Source organism: Limnothrix redekei LRLZ20PSL1 (assembly GCF_043235035.1).
Taxonomy (GTDB): domain Bacteria; phylum Cyanobacteriota; class Cyanobacteriia; order CACIAM-69d; family CACIAM-69d; genus CACIAM-69d.
The window spans coordinates 23,520-43,018 of record NZ_JAZAQF010000013.1; the positions used below are offsets into that span (position 1 = coordinate 23,520).

The window sequence follows — 19,499 nt, forward strand, 5'->3', positions numbered from 1 at the left end:
TAATTCCCTTTGCATCGTCCCTAGAACCGCTCACCGATACCAAAGTGCAGTCGATTGCCGCCCTCGCTGTTCCAGCCATAATCCAGCCGGATTGGGCCAAAGGGCGTGCGGGCCCGCAGTCCAACCCCATAGCCCACACCCCAACCGGGCTTTTCACGCACCACGGCCGGTTGCCCGGGCACATCTTCCCCAGAGCCAAGGTCGGTGGCAAAGTCCAGGAACAGCACGCCGCCCACGGGAATTTGTTCCGTCACCTTCAACAGGGGGAAGCGATATTCCACTGAAGATTGGAAGAAGTAGCGACCGCTGCCCACCTCGCCTTCATCAAACCCGCGCACGGAGTTGGTGCCGCCTAGGGGGAAAGCTTCATAGGGAGGCAAGTCTCCAAACACGCCGCCCGCTTGCAGGTTCACGGCGATCGTTTCGGGGCCGTTGGTGAACTTGGTGAATTCCACCGGGAAATAGCGGCTGTAGTTGGCCCGCAGTCGGGTGAAGAAAATACCGGTAATGGGAATGGCTTGATCCAGACCCACCCGCAAGAAGGAGCCTTGGGTGGGGGTGACCCGATCGTTCCGGCGATCGTTGGTCAGGGCCAGTTGCAAGGTGAAGATGTCGTCCTTGCCATCCTCGTTGAAGGCCAGTTGGTTGCCATCTTCGTCTTCGGGGCTGAGGTCGCCATCGCGATCGACAATGCGCACATGCTGGAACTCTGCCCCCAAGGAGCCGCTCCAGGTGCTGGACAGGGGCCGGCTAAAGACCACGCGCCCCCCGGTGCGATCGACCCGAGGCAAATCGCCATTGTCCAACTCCACTTCCCGCTCACCCCCATCAAAGATCAGCGAGATCGATCGCCGCTTATAGAGGTTTACCGTGTAGGACGTTCGGTTGGGGTCACCTGCAATCCAAGGATCCGTGAAGCTGAGGTCAAAGCCCAAACCCCGCTCCGACAGTTGCACTTCTGCGCCCAGCTTTTGGTTATTGCCCCCCAGGTTTTGCTCCTGGAAGCTGACGGAGCCAAAAATGCCGCTGGTGGAGCTAAAGCCCACTTCCGTTCCCAAAACGGCAGTGTTTTTCTCCTGAAGATTCACCGACACATCCACCTTGCGCGGATCCGTGCCGGGATTGAGGGTCAACTGCACATCTTCAAAAATGCCCAGCCCAAAGACGCGCCGCAAATCCTTTTGAATTTGATCGCGGTTAAACACTGCGCCCGGTTTGGTGTCCATTTCACGGAACACAATGAAATCACGAGTGCGGCCGGTGACGGTTGTGCCATCTTCGTTGGTGGGCTTGCCGTCGTCGTTCAGGAAGGTAATGTTGATGTCTTCGATTTGTCCTTCCGCCACTTCCAGGGTCACGTTGCCGTCTTGACCCACGCGCGGCGATCCCACCACTTGAGCCAGCACATAGCCATTGGACTGATACCACTGGGTGAGCTGTTTGATCGACTCTTGCAGCTTGTTCAGGTTCAGGGTGGAGCCATACAGGGGGCTAAAGATGCGATCGATTTCCGTGGCTGGCAGCACCGTGGAGCCTTCGATCCGCACCGCTTGTAAAACCGGGTTGGGGGTGACCTCAAAGGTGACCCGTACCCCCAAGGGGGTGTCGTCCGGCACGGCACGCACATTGGCGAATAGCCCCGTGGCAAAAATGCGGTTGATGTCCTCTTGCAGTTGGCTGCGGGTGGCCGTTTGACCTGGCCGGGTGCGAATGACTTTGTAAACCTCCTCTTGCAAGGTGGCTTCTGCGCCGGCCACAACCACTTCCGCAACCAGAACTCTGGCTTCGGTTGGGGTTTGCTCAGGGGCGGCGGGTTCTTCGGCGGCTGGGCTGGGGGCGGGTTCCCCCTGGGCGATCGCCCCGGTTGGGGGCTGGGGGCTGGATTGTGCGGGCCCGGCGGCGATCGGGCTGTTGGCCGGGTTGGCCGTTGGGGGTAGTGCTGTTGGGCCTGTTGGGCCGGCGGCCACCGCGATCGGGGCGGGTGGCACAGGATTAGCCGTGACCGCTGGGGAAACCGGCGACAACTTCGGAGTCATGGCAGCGGAGTCCATGGCTGGTTCCGCCGCTGACTGGGTGGCCAATGGCGAGTCCGTGGGTGGCTTCGTTGCCGATTCCGCCGTTGATGCTGCTGCCGATTCCGTCGCCGTGGGTGGTTCTGTCGCACGGACTGCTGGACTGGTCACCGAGACGATCGTGGCACTTGCAGCCAGCACTGGCCACAGGATCATCAAACGCAAAACACGCATACACTCCTCACCTTAGGACGCAGCCAACTTTCGATGTGGCGGTGGAAACAACGGGTTAGCGTCCAATTTAGCCATTGAGATGGGTTTGAGGCTCGCTGCTGCGCCGTTGCTCCGAATTTAGGGGTCGGACATCGATCGAGGATTGCAATCGACCACGCGCCACCGGGAGCCATCTCACTCCATCTGAATTCGGTTCGCTAACCGACAACCCAACCAACAACCAAAACAGTGCAATCCTACCGCAGGAGTTTGTCGCTTGAGAGTGGCCAGGGGATCTCTAATTTGCCAAAACCTTTTCCAGGACTCGCTGATAAGCCCCTTCCACGTTTCCTAAATCTTGGCGGAAGCGATCCTTATCCAACACCCGGGCGATCGGGTCGGTTTCCTTGGCATCCCACAGGCGACAGGTATCCGGGCTAATCTCATCCCCCAGCACAATCCGCCCGCCGGAGTCGATGCCGAATTCGATCTTGAAGTCCACCAAGATAATGTCGCACTGCTGGAAAAAGTCGCGCAGGATTTCGTTAATCCGTTGGGTCAGCTCCGTAATTTCTCGTACCTGAGCTGGCGTGGCCAACTTCATGGCGTAGATTCGGCCCTCCGTCACCAACGGATCCCCAAATTCATCGTTCTTGTAGCAGAACTCAATCAACGGGGGGTCTAGCGGCGTACCCAGGGCAATGCCTGTTTGTTTGCAAAGACTACCGGCGGCAAAATTCCGCACAATCACTTCCAACGGCACGATGGTTAAGGCCCGCACATGCATTTCATTGGGAGCGGGGCAGTCCACAAAGTGGGTCGGCACGCCCGCCGCTTCTAGCTTGCGAAACAGGTGTTCCGACATGGTGCAGTTAATGCGCCCTTTACCCGCGATCGTCCCTCGTTTTTGGGCATTGAACGCCGTGGCATCATCCTTGTAACAGGCCAACAGAATGGTGGGATCCGCCGTGGCGTACAAGATTTTGGCTTTGCCTTCGTAAAGCTTTTGTAGAGCGGTCATGGATTCCTGAAGCGCAATAATTCCTGAAGCGCAATAAATTTCGACCCATCCAGCTTAGGGCCTGTCGTCCATGGACAGCCGTTGAGCGATCGCGACGGCTCGATGGCCGCCCGGCGGCCTGGTTGGATTACTGCACTGCTGCGCGGCTAGATTCCTGTCTGGTTAAATCCCCACCCGATTGCGATCGGGGTTCAGCCATTGCCACAGGAAATCGTAGTGATGGATATAGCCTGGTTCCTCAGCCACGCGGGCGGCCGCCAACAGGGGCGACACCAGCGCCTTAATCGTCAGGGCAATCAGAAACGGAATTCCCACCAGGGCGCTGCAAAGGGCGGCCGCTACCAAAACGTTGAGATGAAAATTCACAGCCGATCGGGCGTTGGCCTGAGCACGGGGGTCAGGAGCCGCCACCATAATTGCGATCGCCAAACCGCAGCAGACCAATTCCAATAACACTGCGCGATCGACCCCGATCGGGGCCAGGGTCACCATTCCCAAACCGCAGCCTAGGAACACTGACCAGTGGGCCAACGTTGCCAGCCAATCCGACTGATCCGGTTGGGGCGAATCGGTGCGCCAAGGCTCGAACTGCCATTGCCCAAGTTGCCATCCCATAAACACCTCCTGACCGGTCAATGCGGGCGACGATGTGCGGCGGCCGTCTCAACCGAGTTTCAACGTTTCAACCCAAGGTCAACCGACTCGTGTTAGCAACTACGCCACAGCAACACGATCGGGCAACTAAAACATCGATACCTTAGTTCTATCGACTTTTGGGGACAGCATCCTGAGGACTTGGCGGCTTGTAATGTTTATTTGCACTCATTTGTGCTGATCGTGCCGCTTTGCTCCCTCGCTGATCCAGGGAGCGATCGCAGCGGGCAAACTGCCCAAAACTCATCCTGAACAAATAATTCTGCGTAAATCCTGAGCCAATCCTGAGCCAATCCCGAACTAATTCCGAACTAATTCCGAGCAAATTCCGAGCAAATTCCGAGCAAATCAGTGAATCCTGAGCACATTTTTCCTGATCAAACTTTACGTATCTTTACGCTCTCATCTTCGTTGGCCCCTCAGGCTTTACGCTAAAAACGCCGATCAGCCTCCCTGTTTTTGAGACTCAATCCTTTAACACCCTATGTTCCCCACCCATCGCCCTCGTCGTTTGCGGACTAGCGAAACCCTGCGCCGCATGGTTGCGGAAACCGTCGTCACCACCAACGATTTGATCTACCCGTTGTTTGCTGTACCGGGTGAAGGGGTGGCGAACGAAGTAAAGTCGATGCCGGGTGTTTATCAACTCTCGATCGACAAAATTGTTGAAGAAGCCAAACAGGTTTATGACCTAGGAATTCCTGCCATCATTTTGTTTGGAATTCCCGCTGAAAAAGACACCGATGCAACCGGTGCTTGGCATGATTGCGGCATTGTCCAAAAGGCAACCGAAGCCGTGAAAAAAGCCGTGCCCGATTTGGTGGTAGCGGTGGATACTTGCCTGTGCGAATACACCAGCCATGGGCACTGTGGCTATTTGGAAACGGGCGATCTCAGCGGACGAGTTCTGAATGATCCCACCTTGGAATTGCTGAAAAAAACCGCCATTGCCCAAGCCAATGCCGGAGCCGACATCATTGCACCTTCGGGGATGATGGATGGGTTTGTGAAGTCCATTCGGGAAGCCTTGGATGCGGCTAAGTTCCAAGATATTCCAATCCTCTCCTACGCTGCTAAATATGCCTCGGCTTACTATGGGCCGTTCCGGGATGCGGCTGAATCAACCCCGCAATTTGGCGATCGCCGCACCTATCAAATGGATCCGGCCAATGGGCGGGAAGCCATCAAGGAAATTGTCCTGGACATTGCTGAAGGGGCGGATATGTTGATGGTGAAGCCGGCCCTGGCCTACATGGACATCATTTGGCGCGTGAAGGAAGCTAGCAATTTGCCTGTGGCGGCCTATAACGTTTCCGGTGAATATTCGATGGTGAAGGCGGCGGCCCTCAACGGTTGGATTGATGAGCAACGCGTGGTGATGGAAACCATGACCAGCTTTAAGCGATCGGGCGCAGATTTGATTCTGACTTACCACGCCAAGGATGTGGCTCGCTGGCTGAAGGGCTAAGCGGATTCCTGAGACGTATTTTCAGGTTTTCAGGCACTCACCAAGCACCAGTTGCTATGGGGCAAGGGGCTTAAGCCCCTTGTCTTTGATAAAGCTTCTTAGATTTGGCTTTTTGGATTTGGTTTTTTAGATCCAGGGTGCTCCTGAGGTAAGTGGCACAGGCGGCGGCACTCGAATTGAGGAAGCTGCGTCTGCTAAAACAGGCCTCATCAAGTCTCTCCTGGAAATCTATGACACTCGTTACCTCCCTGGCCGATAACGGCCCCGGTTCCCTGCGTGCGGCCCTGGCGGCGGCCCCCAATGGCGACACCATCACCTTTGCCCCCAACTTGGCCAACCAAACCATTCGCCTCACCAGTGGCCAACTGTTGGTCGATCGGGACATCATCATCGATGGAGCCAATGCGCCAGGGCTGGTGATTAGCGGCAACGAAAGCAGTCGGGTGTTTTATGTCAGCAAGCAGGGCGGTTCCGCCACGTTTCGCAACCTGACCGTGGCCGATGGGCGCACCCGAGGAGCCACCAACGTCAGCACTTCCGGCGCGGGGATTGGCACTGACATTCGCGTCAACCTGACGATCGATAACGTCACCTTCCGCAACAACGAGGCGGAAAACTTCTCCGGCGGTGCGGTGTCCCTGGAGTTTCAGGGGAAGGGCACGATCACCAACAGCCGCTTTGACAACAACCGAGCCAGTCAAAAAAATAGCGGCTCGATCGTGGAGTTTGGGGCCGGCGCGGTGCAAAGTTGGGCCGAAACGACGCTGGTGGTGCGCAACAGCGAATTCACCAACAACAAAGGAACCAACGGCGGGGCGATCGGCACGATCCAAACCGAATTGCTAGTGGAAAACAGCCGTTTTCTGGGTAACGATTCCAGCAAAGGCGGCGTGGCCTTTTGGGGCCAAGGCGGGGCCATCTACGCTGATGCTGCCAGCAAATTTGGCGATGGGGTGGGTGGTCAAATGATCATTCGGAGCAGCTACTTTTCGGCCAACCGAGCCGCTGCTCAAGGGGGGGCGCTTTCGCTCTATCCCTACCGACCGGACAAGGCGTTGATTGAGAATTCAATCATTGTTGACAACACCGTGGTGGCCGATCCGGGCGGGAATGGCTTGGGGGGCGGTGTGCGCTTGGCCGTGGGGGATGCGATCATTCGCAACAGTACGATCGCCAATAACAATGCTGAAACTCAAGGTGGCGGGGTTTGGATTGCGGAAGATGCTTCAGTGCAAATCATCAACACCACGATCGGGAATAACAAAGCGGTGAATCCCGATCCGCTGCGGGGAATTGGCGGCGGCATTTTCTTTGCCAATAATCAGGCGAACAAGCTAATTAATGTCACCTTGGCTAACAACACCGCGAGTGGCTTTGGCGGCGGCATTTTCAAAAATGATGCGTCCTCGGTGGAAGTCACGAACAGTTTGTTTGTGAACAATCGGGCCGGCAACAGCTTTAGCGAATCGTTCCAAACCAACCGCACCCTGACCGATGGGGGCAATAACCTGCAATTTCCCGCCTCGTTGCCCGGGGGCAAAGATCCGCAAATTACCGGCAGCGCGATCGTGGCCGATCCAAAGCTAGGGCCCCTGCAAGACATTGGCGGCGGACAATTGGGCTATTTGTTGCAAGCGGGCAGCCCGGCCATTAACGCCGGAAAAGCCGTGGCCGGTGTGACGACGGATCAGCGCAGTTTGCCGCGTGATGGGGCGATCGACATTGGCTCCACGGAATTTGGTGTGGGTGGCGGTGGCACAACTCCGCCCCCAGTCGGTCAGTTCACTGCCGGTAATGATGACCTGAACTTGACCGATAACGCCGATTCGGCCGATGCCCTGGCCGGGAACGATCGGGTGGTGGCCCTCAGCGGGAGTGACAATGTTTTCGGCAATGCGGGCGATGACAGCCTCTTTGGGAATGCGGGTGATGACACCCTATTGGGCGGCGATGGTGCGGATTTCCTGTTTGGCGGGCGCGATCGCGATCGACTCTTCGGCAACCTAGGCAATGACCAGATCTTCGGCAACATCGGTGACGATGAGCTTTATGGCGGTCGTGATGCGGATAGCCTGTTTGGCGGCCAAAACAACGACAGCCTGTTTGGCAACATCGGCGCAGATTTGCTCTCGGGCGATTTGGGCGATGATTCCCTCTTTGGGGGGCAAGACAATGACACCCTGGTGGGCGGTGACGGGGCTGATTTGCTCTCGGGCGATTTGGGCAACGATCTCCTCACGGGGGGCGCAGGGGCCGATCGATTCATCATTGGTTCCGGCAAGGGCACGGAAACGATTACTGATTACCAAGACGGGACGGACAGAATTTTGCTGGCGGCTCCGTTGGCCTTTGGTGGCCTCAGTTTTGCCACGGTCAGCGGTGGGGCGGAAATTCGCTTTGGCAGTGAGGTGTTGGCCTTTGTGCAGGGGGTGAGTCCGGCGGTGTTTGACCCGGCAGACTTCGGAACCATCTAGCACCATCCAAGGGGCGATCGCCCAATCCGACCTGGCCGATCGCCCCTTGTCATAATGAGAGCAATTGCGATCGTGAGGATCCGCCGATGATTGCCCAAACCCCCAGCGCACCGGGAATAATCCAACCGAAACCGATCGAGTATCCCGACAGCGACGGCCAGCCGATCGCCGACAACACGAAACAATTCCAATGGATTCAAACCATCCATAGCAACCTCGCCGCCCTCTTTGCCAACGATCCCCAAGTCTTTGTGGCGGGCGACTTACTTTGGTATCCCGTTGAAGGCGACAACAAAACCCGCCAAGCGCCCGATGTGATGGTGGTGTTTGGCGCACCCAAGGGCGATCGGGGTTCTTATATGCAATGGCGCGAAAACAACATCGCCCCGCAGGTGGTGTTTGAAATTTTGTCGCCGGGGAATCGCCTAACCGAAATGATGAAAAAGCAGATGTTCTATCACCGCCATGGCGTGGAGGAATATTACATCTATGACCCCGATCGCAACGATCTGAGCATCTTGATTCGGGGGGCAGGCGAGGCGCTGGAACCGGTGGATGAACCGGATAATTGGGTCAGTCCTCGGTTGGGCATTCGGTTCCAACTGGGCGAAGAGACCCTCACGCTCCTGCGGCCAGACGGCCAGCCTTTTTCCACCCTGATTGAGGAGCGCCAACGGGCTGAACAAGCGGAGCAGCAAGCCGCACAAGCACGGGAGCAAGCTGAACAGGCCCAACAACAGGCGGCAGAAGAGCGCCAACGGGCTGAACAGGCCCAGCAGCGTGCTGATCGCCTCGCAGCTCGACTGCGAGAATTGGGGCTGGATCCCGAAACGATCGACCCCTAAAGCACAGGAAAGGGAGTAAGCATCGATGTTGCGATCGATCAAAATCGGCCGGGTCAAAATCGGCTTGGTGGGATGGGGACTTTGGCTAGGGACAATCGCCCCTGGCCAGCCGATCGCCCGGGCCATGCCTTCGCCAACGTCCGAACCACCGGTCTTGCCGGCTTTGATTGATTGCCAAAACTTGCAACCGGCTCCCGATCGCAGCAAAACCCTTCCCCCCGAGGCCGCGGAAAACCTGGGGGATTGGCAGCTTTGCACCCAGCATCCTGAAACCGCGATCGAGTGGTATCAAACGGCCCTGGCGGGTTACCGTGCCTTGGGAGAAAGCGCCGAGGTATCCGTAACGATCGCCCTGTTCAAGCTGGCCCGCGCCCACCTGATGGCTGAACAGCCCACCGCCGCTTTGGATTACTACCACCAAGCGATCGAGCGAGATCCGATCTATGGCTTCTTGGATTTATTCCTGGAACGGCAGGTTTCACCCCTAGGAGAACCGGTCACGGATTCTGGATTGCGGGGCAATGGCTACAGCGGCCCCACCCGATCGGAACCCTCGATCGCCGCCAGCGCCCAGTTTGAGCTGGCCTACGACTCCTATCGCCTTGGGCAAATAACCGCCGCCCTTCAGGCCTATCGCACCGCCTTGCAACTGCGGCCCAACTTTGCCCAGGCCCACTTAGGGCTAGGCATGGTTCTGGAGCGGCAAATGGACTACGAAGGCGCAATCCGAGCCTATCAAACTGCCCTCAAACTGGAGCCAGACTTGGTTTGGGGGCATTACCGCCTAGGCGCGTTGCTCACCATTCGCTATCAACCAATGGCGGCCCGGGCCGCCCTGCGGCGGGTGGTGGATGCCCACACGGGTCTCGATTCCTTGGGAGAAACGGTTAAAGCGGCAATCGTCGAAGACCTGATGGGGGATTTCTACCAATCCCGAGGAGACTCGGCCGAGGCCGATCGCGCCTATCAACGGGCCCTGGCCCTCGCTCCCCAGGGGCCGGGTTTTTACCTAAAGCTGGGGAAAAACTGCCTAATTTGGGGCCAACATCAACGGGCGATCAACTCCTTTCGCGCTGTCCTGGCCCAACTGCCGCCCGACCATCCCGATCGGGAACTGGCTGAAGTGGGCATTGCCGAAGCCCTGGTTTGGTCGGATCGTTGGGCCGAGGCCAGGGCCCAGCTAGACAGCGTTCTTCAGCGTTGGCCCAACTCTGCTGATGCCCAGAAATTAAGGGAGTATGTCAACAGTCGGCCCCGCTAGCGTCGGTTATCCTATCCCATGGTTCAAAAATCATTTCCTAGGGATGTTTCCAGATGGCTCGACAACTGATTAGCTCCGGCTCGTCCTTTGAAGCAGAAATCGGCTATAGCCGCGCCGTGCGCCAGGATCCCTGGGTTTTCGTGTCGGGCACGACGGGCTTCAACTACGACACTATGACGATTTCCGACAGCGTGGCCGAGCAAACCGAGCAGTGCCTCAAAAACATCGAAGCCGCTCTCCAGCAAGCCGAATCCTCGTTGAAAGATGTGGTGCGCGTCACCTACATCCTGCCGGATGCGGCGGATTTTCCCCAATGTTGGCCGGTGCTGAAGCAGTATTTCGGGGAGGTGCGCCCCGCTTGCACGATGATCTCGGCGGGGTTGGCTGATCCGGCCATGAAGATTGAAATCCAAGTGACTGCCCTCAAGCAGTCCTAGGCGATCGATCTCGGTGGCTGGCTGGGGCTGGAGTTGACCAGGGCCGATCGCAGGCCATTGACGCGATCGCCCCATCCCCAAAATTCCCGTGGCATCATGCCCACAGGCCCGATTCAAGGGTCTTGGGACGTTTAGAGTTTGGGGAAACCTATGAAAGTTGCCGTTTTCAGCACGGAACCCTACGATCGCCAATTTTTGGATGCCGCCAACGCCAACGCCGGTCATCCCCACGAACTGGTTTACTTTGATACTCGCCTCGAAGCCCACACCGCCGCCCTCGCCGCTGGATTTCCCGCCGCTTGCATTTTCGTGAACGATGACGGAGGGCCCGAAACCCTCAAGCTTCTGGCCGACAACGGCACAAAACTGATTACCCTTCGCTGCACGGGCTACAACAACGTTGATCTGCGTGCCGCCCAAGACTGTGGCCTCACCGTTGCTCGCGTAGCGGTCTATTCTCCCTACTCCGTGGCCGAGCATGTGGTGGGTTTGATCCAGGCGCTCAACCGCAAGCTGCACCGAGCCTATAACCGCGTGCGGGACGATAATTTTTCCCTCAATGGCCTGTTGGGCTTTGATCTTCACGGCCGGACGATCGGGATTGTGGGAACGGGAAAAATCGGCTTGATTTTGGCTCAAATTATGACCGGTTTTGGCTGCAAAGTGCTGGGCTATGATGTCTACCCCAACGCCCAATTTGAAGCGATCGGGACGGCCCGCTATGTCTCCTTGCCGGAACTGTTTGCCCAGTCAGACATCATTTCCCTCCATTGCCCTCTGACCCACGACACGCACCATCTGATCAGCAAACAGGCGATCGATCAGATGAAGCCTGGCGTAATGCTAATCAACACCAGCCGCGGCCAATTGGTGGACACCAAAGCCGCGATCGAAGGCATCAAATCGGGTCAAATTGGCTATCTGGGCATCGATGTCTATGAGCAAGAGGCCGAACTCTTTTTCCGTGACCTGTCCGACACCGTGATCCAGGACGATACTTTCCAGTTGCTGCAATCGTTCCCGAACGTGATCATCACCGCTCACCAAGCCTTTTTTACCCGTGAAGCCTTGGGGGACATTGCTCGCACCACCATTGAAAACCTCACCGCCTTCGAGCAACACCAACCGATCGCCAATGAGGTGCGTCTTCCTGATTAGGGAAATGCGAATGCTGGAAAATTTTGTGTTGCTGCTGTCGTGTTGCTGCTGTTGCGTTCCTGTGATTGAGAAGCTGTTATTGCAAGCCTCAAGGGATACCAGCCCCAACGAACCATGATCACGGCTTATCGATGACGACTCGGGGCCTTTCCTGCCCTTCTTAGTCATTGCCTTCAGTGTTAATTGATCAGGGGCGTGCAGTTGTGCGCCCTCTGCGCCCTCATGGATTTGACCCATGGTGAGCAATCAGATCAATTAGCGCTGTTCTGCACCGGTTGGTCAGAACTTGCCGGACTTTGCAGGCTTGAAAGACAAGACTTTAGAGAAATACAACAATTGGTTAAAAAGGATTGCGGGTTGTTGCCGTATCATTCTTAGAAGTATTTTTAACAAACCATAACGTTTCTCAGCCAAGGAGCGACCATGACGATCGCGGTGGCCCCCGAGCAGCCCACGACCGCAGTGCAGCACGTTCCGCGAGAATATCTCGACCCACCCCAGGAACTGTTTAACCCCACGCTGCTAATGATGGTGGCCGCCACCGCAATTGTGGTGCTCTCCGTCTGTGGCTATTGGCTATGGCACTGGCCGGACTGGATTTGTTTTTGTGCCAATGTGCTGGCGATGCACCTGTCGGGAACCGTCATTCACGACGCATCCCACAACGCCGCCCACAAATACCCGATCGTCAATGCCATCCTGGGCCACAGCAGCGCCCTGATGTTGGGGTTTGCCTTTCCCGTGTTCACACGGGTTCACCTGCAACATCACGCCAATGTCAACGACCCCAAAAACGACCCCGATCACTTTGTTTCCACCTGCGGGCCCCTGTGGTTAATTGCACCCCGATTTTTCTATCACGAAATTTTCTTCTTCCAACGCAAGCTCTGGCGCAAGTATGAGTTGCTGGAATGGTTTCTGAGTCGGATGGTGCTGGTGGGCATTGTGTGGGCCGGCATCCATTGGGACTTCATTGGCTATGTGATGAATTTCTGGTTCTCGCCCGCGTTGGTGGTGGGGTTGGCCCTGGGATTGTTTTTTGACTATTTACCCCATCGGCCGTTTGAGGAGCGCAATCGCTGGAAAAATGCACGGGTCTATCCGAGCGCTCTGCTGAATTGGTTGATTTTGGGGCAAAACTATCACCTGATTCACCACCTTTGGCCCTCAATCCCTTGGTATCACTACAAAACGGTTTATGAACGGGTGAAGCCGTTGCTGGATCAGAAAGGATCGCCGCAGACACTGGGCATTCTGGGAGACCAAAAAAATTTCTGGAATTTCATGTATGACGTGTTTTTGGGCATTCGTTTCCATCGCCACTGAGTCAGGTTGAGCCATGTTGGTGAGCAACATCGGGCGGTATTGAGCGATGTTGAGCGAGATTGAGCGATCGGGAAACAAGAGCCAGGCCCAAATCATCATGATTTGTCAGGAAACCCGGGTATTCATCGCTGATTGATGACTAATTTGCTGATTTGATCCCGATAAATTTCTGATTAATTCCTGACGACTTCCCGATCGATTGCTCAATCTCAGTTCCGCATCAATCCCCTGTCTGGTGATCGTCAATGCCAGGCAGGGGTTGCTTTTTAGCCCGATCGCTCCCACTGGCGGACTCGGGGGCTGAGCTGTTGGGCGGATGGGTTGGTTCAACCCATCGGTTGCTGGCTCTGTGTTCTTTGTTGGCCACAAGCATTTTGCCTCGGAAAAATTCGCTACATCATTAGCACCTCCCCGATCGCCCCCTGTGATCGGGCTGTGGCCTTGAGTGGCCGGCGCAGGGTCCTGCTGCCTTGCCCTCTTCTCCCGAAGCCGTTTTCAGACCTGCGCGATCGATGATTGCAACCGGGAAAAATGGAACCAATCGCTCCAACATTACGCGGTCACAGGTTTTGGCTTCCCGTTAGGGCGATCGGGAAAACGTGCCCAGCCATCCGGATGGCCGCCCGCCGTGATGGGAACCATGAGGCAATGCAATCAGTCTCTGGATGAAACTGTATGCATTTTGTCAAACACTCGTTACAAGATGTCATAATCTAAAGGGCAGATAGGTCATTCAACCTTGACGTTGCCCCACCCATGGGGATCAAGACTGAAACCAACGACCGTCTGCGGTGCGATCGAGCCGAATCCCTACGACGACACAACAACTCGGCGATCGCGCGGGACTTCGCAACCGCTACACCCAGTGAGGTGACTACCATGGATCATTCATTTGAATTGAGCCTCGAACAGCAGTTCAACATCCGCTCCTTCGAAAGTCAGGTAGCCCACATGAGCCTTGAACAGGCCCAGCAATTCTTGGTTGAGCTGTATCGCCAAATGATCGTCAAAGAAACCATGTACAAGGAGTTTCTGAAGCATGAGTGGGGTCTCGGCGAGCGTTTTCAAGCGCCCTAATCACCGGTTTCAACCTGTGCCAGCCTGATGACTTGGTGCGAGCTGCCTCCGTCTCCTGCTCTGTTCTCGTTGTGAACCGAACTGGGGGTGTTGGGGTAACGCTCTCCCACCCAGGGCCAAAGGGTTGTCCCTGTTTCGGTGATTGAATTGTTGAGCTTGGCTGCTGACCCTGTGCATCGACCTGCCCATAGCTCCATGGTTTCAACGCTTCCGAACACCACCCCACAATGTCATGTTGAATGGTTTGCCTCCTAGGAACACCGGGCCCGGCACCCGAAAGTTGTTCCGAAAGTCCGTAAAGAACGCTAGCTTGGAGGGGATACGATTTCGATCGGATCCCCTCTTGGTTTAAGGGGCCAAGGGGTAGCGGTAACTGTTCTCGATCGCTACGTTGATCATCGCTACGTTGACCACTGTCGGTGATCACTCTCGATCGCTGTAGCGGTGGCGATCCGTTTAACTCGTAGTTGGTTGGTTTTGAGGTTTGGTGCGAGGATTTTGACCCATGGCGCGGGGCGACCAAATTTACGTGATGCGATCTCTGGCCGGGTTGCAAAGTGCCTATGAGCATCACGGGATTGATTGTGGTGATGGAACCGTGATCCATTACTCCAAGCGCGGTGAAGTGCCCAAGGTGACGCGCACATCCTTGCTGGAATTTGCCAGCACACAACCGGTCACCGTGAAGCGCTATGCCACTTGCTATTTGCCCGATGCGACGATCCAGCGCGCGGCCAGTCGGTTAGGAGAAACAAAATATAGCCTGCTGCTGAATAATTGCGAGCATTTTGCCACTTGGTGCAAAACGGGCCGGGCGGTGAGCCATCAAATACAAGACTTTTTGCCTTTTCTGGAGAAAGCGGATCCCGATTGGGTTGATCAGGTGCTGCATCAGCCCACGGAGTCGGGGGATGAGCAGGCTCAGGTGCAGGCCATTCTCGATCGCGCCTTGGCGGATATCAAACCGGTTTGGAATAATTTGCAACCGCAATACAACCGGGCTGTGGAGGAGCTGCGGGATTGGCATGAGGTGGCGCTGTTGGCCATGCAGCAAGGGAGGGAGCCGGTGGCGCGGCGGGCGATCGCCCGGAAGTTGGCGGCCAAAGAGCGGGCCCAAACCCTCAAGACAGATCTCGATCGGTTGGCGGAGATGACTGAAACATTGCTGCGGAACGCTAAAAAAATCTCATAATCTACTGCGCGACTCCGTTAAATTCTGGAGTGTTGAAGCCTCGATCGCTGAAGCCTAAAGCGGTTGGTCGCTGGGAATGCTGTCTAGGGCAGCCCGCCAACCTTGATTGGCAGTCCAGGTGATGGCTCCGTCTTCGCCGGTTTGGTAAAGTTGCGCCCGTTGCGATCTCAAGAGGGGGGTAACGGTGGGTGCAAGTTCACGGGTGGAGGCGATCGCCCAGCGGGGTTGCAAAGCGGCCACCAGTTCCGGGGCGAGGTCTTGACCTGGCCACCAAAGACCAGTGACCGATCGCAACTGTCCCGCTTGGGCGAGCAGTTTTTGTTGAGCGACGGAACAATTGCCCAGGAGAAACCAGCGCTCTTTCCCCAATTCCAAGGCTAAGGCGGGGGCGATCGGGTCAATAACCGTGAGGTTGGCGCGGCCCATGCGCAAGGTTTGACCGGCTGCCAGGTTGCTGTAGCGACCGTTGCGAACCCGAGCAGCACTGACCATGGCTCGATCGACATTAGAAGCGGCCGTTTGCAGCGGTTGATCGTATAGGTTGGCGATCGGTTGTTGTTCCAAAATTCGCAGCCACCCTCGCCGTCGATCGGGGCGATCGCTCATCACCACCCCAACTTCAATGCGGTTAATGCCCTGTTGGCGCAAGAAGGGCAACACCGTGAACTGAGCTACGGGTAAGTCTCCGGCTCCCGCCAGCAACAAGCGCCCTCCATCCCGCACGGCCAACATCGGTTGGCTGCCCGCATCCAGAACGGTGGCCGTGAGTTCCCCGCTGCGAGCCAACCAACCGGGCCCGATCGCCACCACTAAAGCCCCGATCGCCACTAGGCTCCAACGATTGGCCCGCTGGAACCAGGGCAACTGCCAAACGGCCACCAGCAGGAGATATAAAACCAACAACTGCCCGATCGAGATCGCTCCCACGGCGATCGCGCTGCCTGGCCAACTGGCGATCCATTCTCCAAAGGTCAACAATCCCCGTACGGGATAAACCAAGCCGCTGGCCAACCAGTTTCCCAAGGGTGGCAACAGGCCAATCACCACTGCTGCGATTAACCCCACTACTGTTAACACCGAGACCCAAAGACTGGTCAAGGCTGAGGCGATCGGCCCATAGACAGAAATCTGATAAAAAGCCCACAGTTGCACTGGAATCGTCCAGATTGTCGCCGCCAGGGCTGAGGCGATCGGTTCTGACGCAAACTCCGGTAGCCAGCTTAACCGCTGGGCGATCGCCGTTGCCGACACCACCAGACCCAACGTGGCCAGCACACTAAACTGAAACCCCAAGTCCCAAACCCAGAGCGGGTTCCAGCACAACATCACCACCACCACCGCCAGCAACGCGCCTAAGGAATTCACTTGGCGCTGTTGAGCCATCCCCCACAAAACCGCTGCCCCCATCAACCCTGCCCGCAGCACGGAGGGACTGGCCCCCGCCAGCCAAACATAACCCCCGAGCAAGATTCCACCCCCGATCGCCACCGCCAAGGGCAAGGGGCGCACCCGAATCAACCCTAAAAACACCCCCAAAATCACCACAATCTGAAAACCAGATGCAGCCAACACATGGGACAGGCCAGCTCGCACAAAAGTGGTCTGTAGATCTGCGGGCAAGTCCACGGCCAGCCGACCCAAAATCAAGGCCCCCAGAAACGCGCCTTCCGGAAATCCCATCACCTTGACCAGGGATTGCACCAGGCGCTTGCGCACCATCTGGGGATTGAAGGCACTGAGGCTCCACCAAGAATCCGGTTGCACCGCCCCATCAATGGTCTGAACTGTTTGCCCAGATATCCCTGCAAAACTACCTTCCCGCTGCAAATACCAAGCAAAGTCAAACCCGCCGGGGGTGGTGGGCCTTTGCGGTCGATATAACCGTCCCGTTACTTCCACCATCTGACCCGGTTTCAGCCCCGTTGCTTGGAGCAGAGGAACCGTTGCATAGACTCGGCCCGTAACGCTCTGGGCCAGATTTTGGGGGGGTGGGTTGATGGTGGGGCCGGTGGCCGTTGGAATTTGCAGCAATTGCGTGGATTGCAGCCAAAATCTGGCTTTGCCGGACTGGGTGATTTGATAGGCTGAGTCCACCTGACCCCGAACGGTGGCCAGCTCGATCGCCTGGCCGGCCTGTTCCAAACGGGCGATCGCGCGGCTAATGTCATCCGTGCCCGGCTGTGGCAGTCGCCATTGCAAATACAGCGTGGCCATCAATCCCACACAACCCGCCACCACCCAAAACAAGGGCTTCAAGCTCGGGTCAAGCCAGGGCAACCGCCGGGCGATCGCACTCGATCGCACCCCCGCCATCACCAGCCCCAAGCCCAGCAGCCACAACCCGCCACCCGGCAGTCCCCAGACCAGCAATCCCGCCACAAATGCCAACCCTAAAATTGCCGGTCCCGTCATCGTTGCTTCAGCTCCTCGTTGTGAAATCCTCGTTCTGAAACCAGGCAGCGATTAAAAAGGGCGATCGAGTAGACATCCTGCCACCCGATCGCCCCAATTCATGACTCGGCCAAGTGCCAGTCTGTAACGCGCCAGCACCCTGCGATCGCGCTCAGACTAGCCATCGAACCCACTCCCGATCGCCAATGGCTTACAGCGACAGGCCCAACCGCAATCCGAAAATTGCATGGAGCACCATGACTCCAAACGCCAACGACCCCAAATAAGCATGGGCCGTCCGCAATGCCGGTTGACCGCCCCCAAACTTCGACATGGAAATTGCACCATTAGCACCCAACAATCCCAGCACCAGCGTCCCCGTCCAGAAGTGGGGACTTTCCAGAATCGGCTTCTGTTGCATGATCAGCGACAACAAACCGCCCGAGTAACCCATCGCCATAAACGTCGTCATCCAAAGAGCCAAACGCTTATGGCTCGTCAGCATTGTGACCTTTGCATCACTCGGTTCTGTCAGGCGGCCCTTCCAGCCCATCACGACCGCAGCGGTTCCCATCGCAAACATCACAATCCCCATCATCAGTGGGTGGCCCCAATGGGTGACTGGTTCCGGCAAATTCATTCCCCGAAACTGAGCCGCGATCGGCTCCAGAATCTCCGTCAGCCGGTCTGCAACCGTCGAAAGCAAATCCATTCTCCTCGTCCTCTCTCAAAAGCGGCTCATCGAGACCTAATAGCCAGGCCCATCAGTCCTTTTGAGTATAAAGACTTTCGCGATCGCCCCCTTTCCCCAGCCCTTGCTCTCTGCTCTTTAAACCTTTAAACCTTCGTCAACACCCCAGCCGTCGATCGGCACAGCGGAAACCCCATCTCCTCTCGCCGCTCCACATAAAGCTTCGCCACCTGCCGCGCCATCCCGCGAATGCGGCCGATATAGCGCGTTCGCTCCATCACCGCAATCACCCCCCGTGCGTCCAACATATTGAACGTGTGCGAGCACTTCAGCACAAAATCCAACGCCGGAATCGCTAAACGCCGCTCAATCAGTTGCAGCGCTTCCTTCTCGTACAACCCAAACAGCGCAAACAGCATCTCTGGATCCGACGCTTCGAAATTGTAGTGGCACTGCTCAATTTCTCCCTGCATATGGACATCGCCATAGAGCAGCCGGTCATTCCAACGAATATCCGCGATCGCACTCACCCCTTGGAGATACATCACCAACCGCTCCAAGCCATAGGTAATCTCGATCGACACCGGATCGCAATCCAAACCACCGCACTGCTGGAAATACGTAAACTGCGTCACCTCCATTCCATCCAGCCAAACCTCCCAACCCACACCCCAAGCGCCAACCGACGCATCCTCCCAGTTATCCTCCACAAACCGCACATCATGATCCTCCGGGCGAATTCCCAACGCCCGCAGCGAATCCAGATAGATCTCTTGGATATTGTCCGGCGACGGCTTAATCAGCACCTGGTACTGGTAGTAGTGCTGGTAGCGGTTTGGATTCTCCCCATACCGCCCATCCGTCGGCCGGCGGCAAGGCTCCACATAGGCAACCGACCAAGGTTCCGGCCCCAGCGCCCGCAAAAACGTATGGGGATTCTTCGTGCCCGCCCCCTTCTCCGTATCGTAGGGCTGACCAATCAAGCAGCCCTGACCTGCCCAGAACCCATGCAACGTCGCGATCGCATCCTGAAAAAACACTGCCGAATCCTCCTTATCCACTCAGTCATCCATAAAACAGCGCGCCCCGATCGTACCGACTCTGGGGCGCGCCTCGTATTCAAATAGAAAAATCGAAGAGAATTTATTCGCTCAAAGTGTTGACTGGGAGGGAAATTGGGGGAATTTGGGGTTGGGGCGTAGGAAATTTTTTTTCAAAAGGTGTTGACAAAGGCAAGAAAGGTTGTTAATTTAATAAAGCGCTGAGGGGGAAGCGAAGC

The 19,499-nt window shown here is 56.6% G+C and carries 16 protein-coding genes; 10 read left to right on the plus strand and 6 right to left on the minus strand.

Annotated elements, in window-relative coordinates; translation table 11 throughout:
* Positions 1 to 20: 20 nt before the first annotated feature.
* From VPK24_RS02825 to VPK24_RS02835, 3 genes are all read right to left on the minus strand, one after another.
* The gene (locus VPK24_RS02825) at positions 21 to 2,246 is read right to left on the minus strand and encodes a BamA/TamA family outer membrane protein (RefSeq protein ID WP_393010534.1); all 2,226 of its coding nucleotides are present in this window, start codon (positions 2,244 to 2,246) and stop codon (positions 21 to 23) included.
* Positions 2,247 to 2,523: 277 nt separating this feature from the next.
* Complete coding sequence (gene purC, locus VPK24_RS02830; protein ID WP_393010536.1) at positions 2,524 to 3,246, minus strand: phosphoribosylaminoimidazolesuccinocarboxamide synthase; 723 nt, start codon at positions 3,244 to 3,246, stop codon at positions 2,524 to 2,526.
* 162 nt (positions 3,247 to 3,408) lie between these two features.
* Positions 3,409 to 3,861: a DUF4870 domain-containing protein gene (locus tag VPK24_RS02835; protein WP_393010538.1), complete on the minus strand. Its 453-nt coding sequence runs from the start codon at positions 3,859 to 3,861 to the stop codon at positions 3,409 to 3,411.
* A gap of 523 nt (positions 3,862 to 4,384) precedes the next feature.
* On the opposite strand from VPK24_RS02835, the gene hemB reads away from it, so the two are divergent.
* The 10 genes from hemB (at position 4,385) to VPK24_RS02885 (ending at position 15,138) form a co-directional block, all read left to right on the plus strand.
* Entirely contained in the window at positions 4,385 to 5,368 is a 984-nt protein-coding gene (gene hemB, locus VPK24_RS02840) for a porphobilinogen synthase (protein WP_190354512.1), read from the plus strand.
* A gap of 230 nt (positions 5,369 to 5,598) precedes the next feature.
* The gene (locus VPK24_RS02845; RefSeq protein ID WP_393010540.1) at positions 5,599 to 7,842 is read left to right on the plus strand and encodes a choice-of-anchor Q domain-containing protein; all 2,244 of its coding nucleotides are present in this window, start codon (positions 5,599 to 5,601) and stop codon (positions 7,840 to 7,842) included.
* Positions 7,843 to 7,928: 86 nt separating this feature from the next.
* Positions 7,929 to 8,687, plus strand: a complete 759-nt coding sequence (locus tag VPK24_RS02850; protein ID WP_393010542.1) for a Uma2 family endonuclease — start codon at positions 7,929 to 7,931, stop codon at positions 8,685 to 8,687.
* Positions 8,688 to 8,712: 25 nt separating this feature from the next.
* Positions 8,713 to 9,948 (plus strand): tetratricopeptide repeat protein, encoded by a 1,236-nt coding sequence (locus VPK24_RS02855; RefSeq protein ID WP_393010544.1) that lies wholly within the window; start codon positions 8,713 to 8,715, stop codon positions 9,946 to 9,948.
* A gap of 53 nt (positions 9,949 to 10,001) precedes the next feature.
* Complete coding sequence (locus VPK24_RS02860; RefSeq protein ID WP_393010546.1) at positions 10,002 to 10,385, plus strand: RidA family protein; 384 nt, start codon at positions 10,002 to 10,004, stop codon at positions 10,383 to 10,385.
* A gap of 150 nt (positions 10,386 to 10,535) precedes the next feature.
* Entirely contained in the window at positions 10,536 to 11,543 is a 1,008-nt protein-coding gene (locus VPK24_RS02865) for a 2-hydroxyacid dehydrogenase (protein WP_393010548.1), read from the plus strand.
* 222 nt (positions 11,544 to 11,765) lie between these two features.
* Complete coding sequence (locus VPK24_RS02870; RefSeq protein WP_393010550.1) at positions 11,766 to 11,921, plus strand: hypothetical protein; 156 nt, start codon at positions 11,766 to 11,768, stop codon at positions 11,919 to 11,921.
* A gap of 45 nt (positions 11,922 to 11,966) precedes the next feature.
* Positions 11,967 to 12,869 carry a beta-carotene hydroxylase gene (crtR, locus tag VPK24_RS02875; RefSeq protein WP_099533522.1) on the plus strand — a complete coding sequence of 301 codons (903 nt, stop codon included), beginning with the start codon at positions 11,967 to 11,969 and terminating at the stop codon, positions 12,867 to 12,869.
* An 879-nt stretch (positions 12,870 to 13,748) separates the two neighbouring features.
* Positions 13,749 to 13,946, plus strand: a complete 198-nt coding sequence (locus tag VPK24_RS02880) for an NblA/ycf18 family protein (RefSeq protein ID WP_099533531.1) — start codon at positions 13,749 to 13,751, stop codon at positions 13,944 to 13,946.
* Positions 13,947 to 14,451: 505 nt separating this feature from the next.
* Complete coding sequence (locus tag VPK24_RS02885) at positions 14,452 to 15,138, plus strand: lecithin retinol acyltransferase family protein (RefSeq protein ID WP_393010552.1); 687 nt, start codon at positions 14,452 to 14,454, stop codon at positions 15,136 to 15,138.
* Between the two features lie 54 nt (positions 15,139 to 15,192).
* Here VPK24_RS02885 and VPK24_RS02890 read toward each other — a convergent pair whose 3' ends face one another.
* From VPK24_RS02890 to glyQ, 3 genes are all read right to left on the minus strand, one after another.
* Positions 15,193 to 17,550, minus strand: a complete 2,358-nt coding sequence (locus tag VPK24_RS02890) for a ComEC/Rec2 family competence protein (RefSeq protein ID WP_393010554.1) — start codon at positions 17,548 to 17,550, stop codon at positions 15,193 to 15,195.
* A 190-nt stretch (positions 17,551 to 17,740) separates the two neighbouring features.
* On the minus strand, positions 17,741 to 18,241 hold the full coding sequence (locus VPK24_RS02895) for a DUF4079 domain-containing protein (RefSeq protein WP_099531918.1): 501 nt from the start codon (positions 18,239 to 18,241) through the stop codon (positions 17,741 to 17,743).
* A 125-nt stretch (positions 18,242 to 18,366) separates the two neighbouring features.
* A complete protein-coding gene (gene glyQ / locus VPK24_RS02900) occupies positions 18,367 to 19,260 on the minus strand; it encodes a glycine--tRNA ligase subunit alpha (RefSeq protein WP_190354519.1) in 894 nt (297 codons plus the stop codon).
* Positions 19,261 to 19,499 lie beyond the last annotated feature (239 nt).

Excerpts from the sequence above, each read along its gene's own strand:
- VPK24_RS02825 (WP_393010534.1), bottom strand. The coding sequence starts at position 2,246 with ATGCGTGTTTTGCGTTTGATGATCCTGTGGCCAGTGCTGGCTGCAAGT.
- purC (WP_393010536.1), bottom strand. The coding sequence starts at position 3,246 with ATGACCGCTCTACAAAAGCTTTACGAAGGCAAAGCCAAAATCTTGTAC.
- VPK24_RS02835 (WP_393010538.1), bottom strand. The coding sequence starts at position 3,861 with ATGGGATGGCAACTTGGGCAATGGCAGTTCGAGCCTTGGCGCACCGAT.
- hemB (WP_190354512.1), top strand. The coding sequence starts at position 4,385 with ATGTTCCCCACCCATCGCCCTCGTCGTTTGCGGACTAGCGAAACCCTG.
- VPK24_RS02845 (WP_393010540.1), top strand. The coding sequence starts at position 5,599 with ATGACACTCGTTACCTCCCTGGCCGATAACGGCCCCGGTTCCCTGCGT.
- VPK24_RS02850 (WP_393010542.1), top strand. The coding sequence starts at position 7,929 with ATGATTGCCCAAACCCCCAGCGCACCGGGAATAATCCAACCGAAACCG.
- VPK24_RS02855 (WP_393010544.1), top strand. The coding sequence starts at position 8,713 with ATGTTGCGATCGATCAAAATCGGCCGGGTCAAAATCGGCTTGGTGGGA.
- VPK24_RS02860 (WP_393010546.1), top strand. The coding sequence starts at position 10,002 with ATGGCTCGACAACTGATTAGCTCCGGCTCGTCCTTTGAAGCAGAAATC.
- VPK24_RS02865 (WP_393010548.1), top strand. The coding sequence starts at position 10,536 with ATGAAAGTTGCCGTTTTCAGCACGGAACCCTACGATCGCCAATTTTTG.
- VPK24_RS02870 (WP_393010550.1), top strand. The coding sequence starts at position 11,766 with ATGGATTTGACCCATGGTGAGCAATCAGATCAATTAGCGCTGTTCTGC.
- crtR (WP_099533522.1), top strand. The coding sequence starts at position 11,967 with ATGACGATCGCGGTGGCCCCCGAGCAGCCCACGACCGCAGTGCAGCAC.
- VPK24_RS02880 (WP_099533531.1), top strand. The coding sequence starts at position 13,749 with ATGGATCATTCATTTGAATTGAGCCTCGAACAGCAGTTCAACATCCGC.
- VPK24_RS02885 (WP_393010552.1), top strand. The coding sequence starts at position 14,452 with ATGGCGCGGGGCGACCAAATTTACGTGATGCGATCTCTGGCCGGGTTG.
- VPK24_RS02890 (WP_393010554.1), bottom strand. The coding sequence starts at position 17,550 with ATGACGGGACCGGCAATTTTAGGGTTGGCATTTGTGGCGGGATTGCTG.
- VPK24_RS02895 (WP_099531918.1), bottom strand. The coding sequence starts at position 18,241 with ATGGATTTGCTTTCGACGGTTGCAGACCGGCTGACGGAGATTCTGGAG.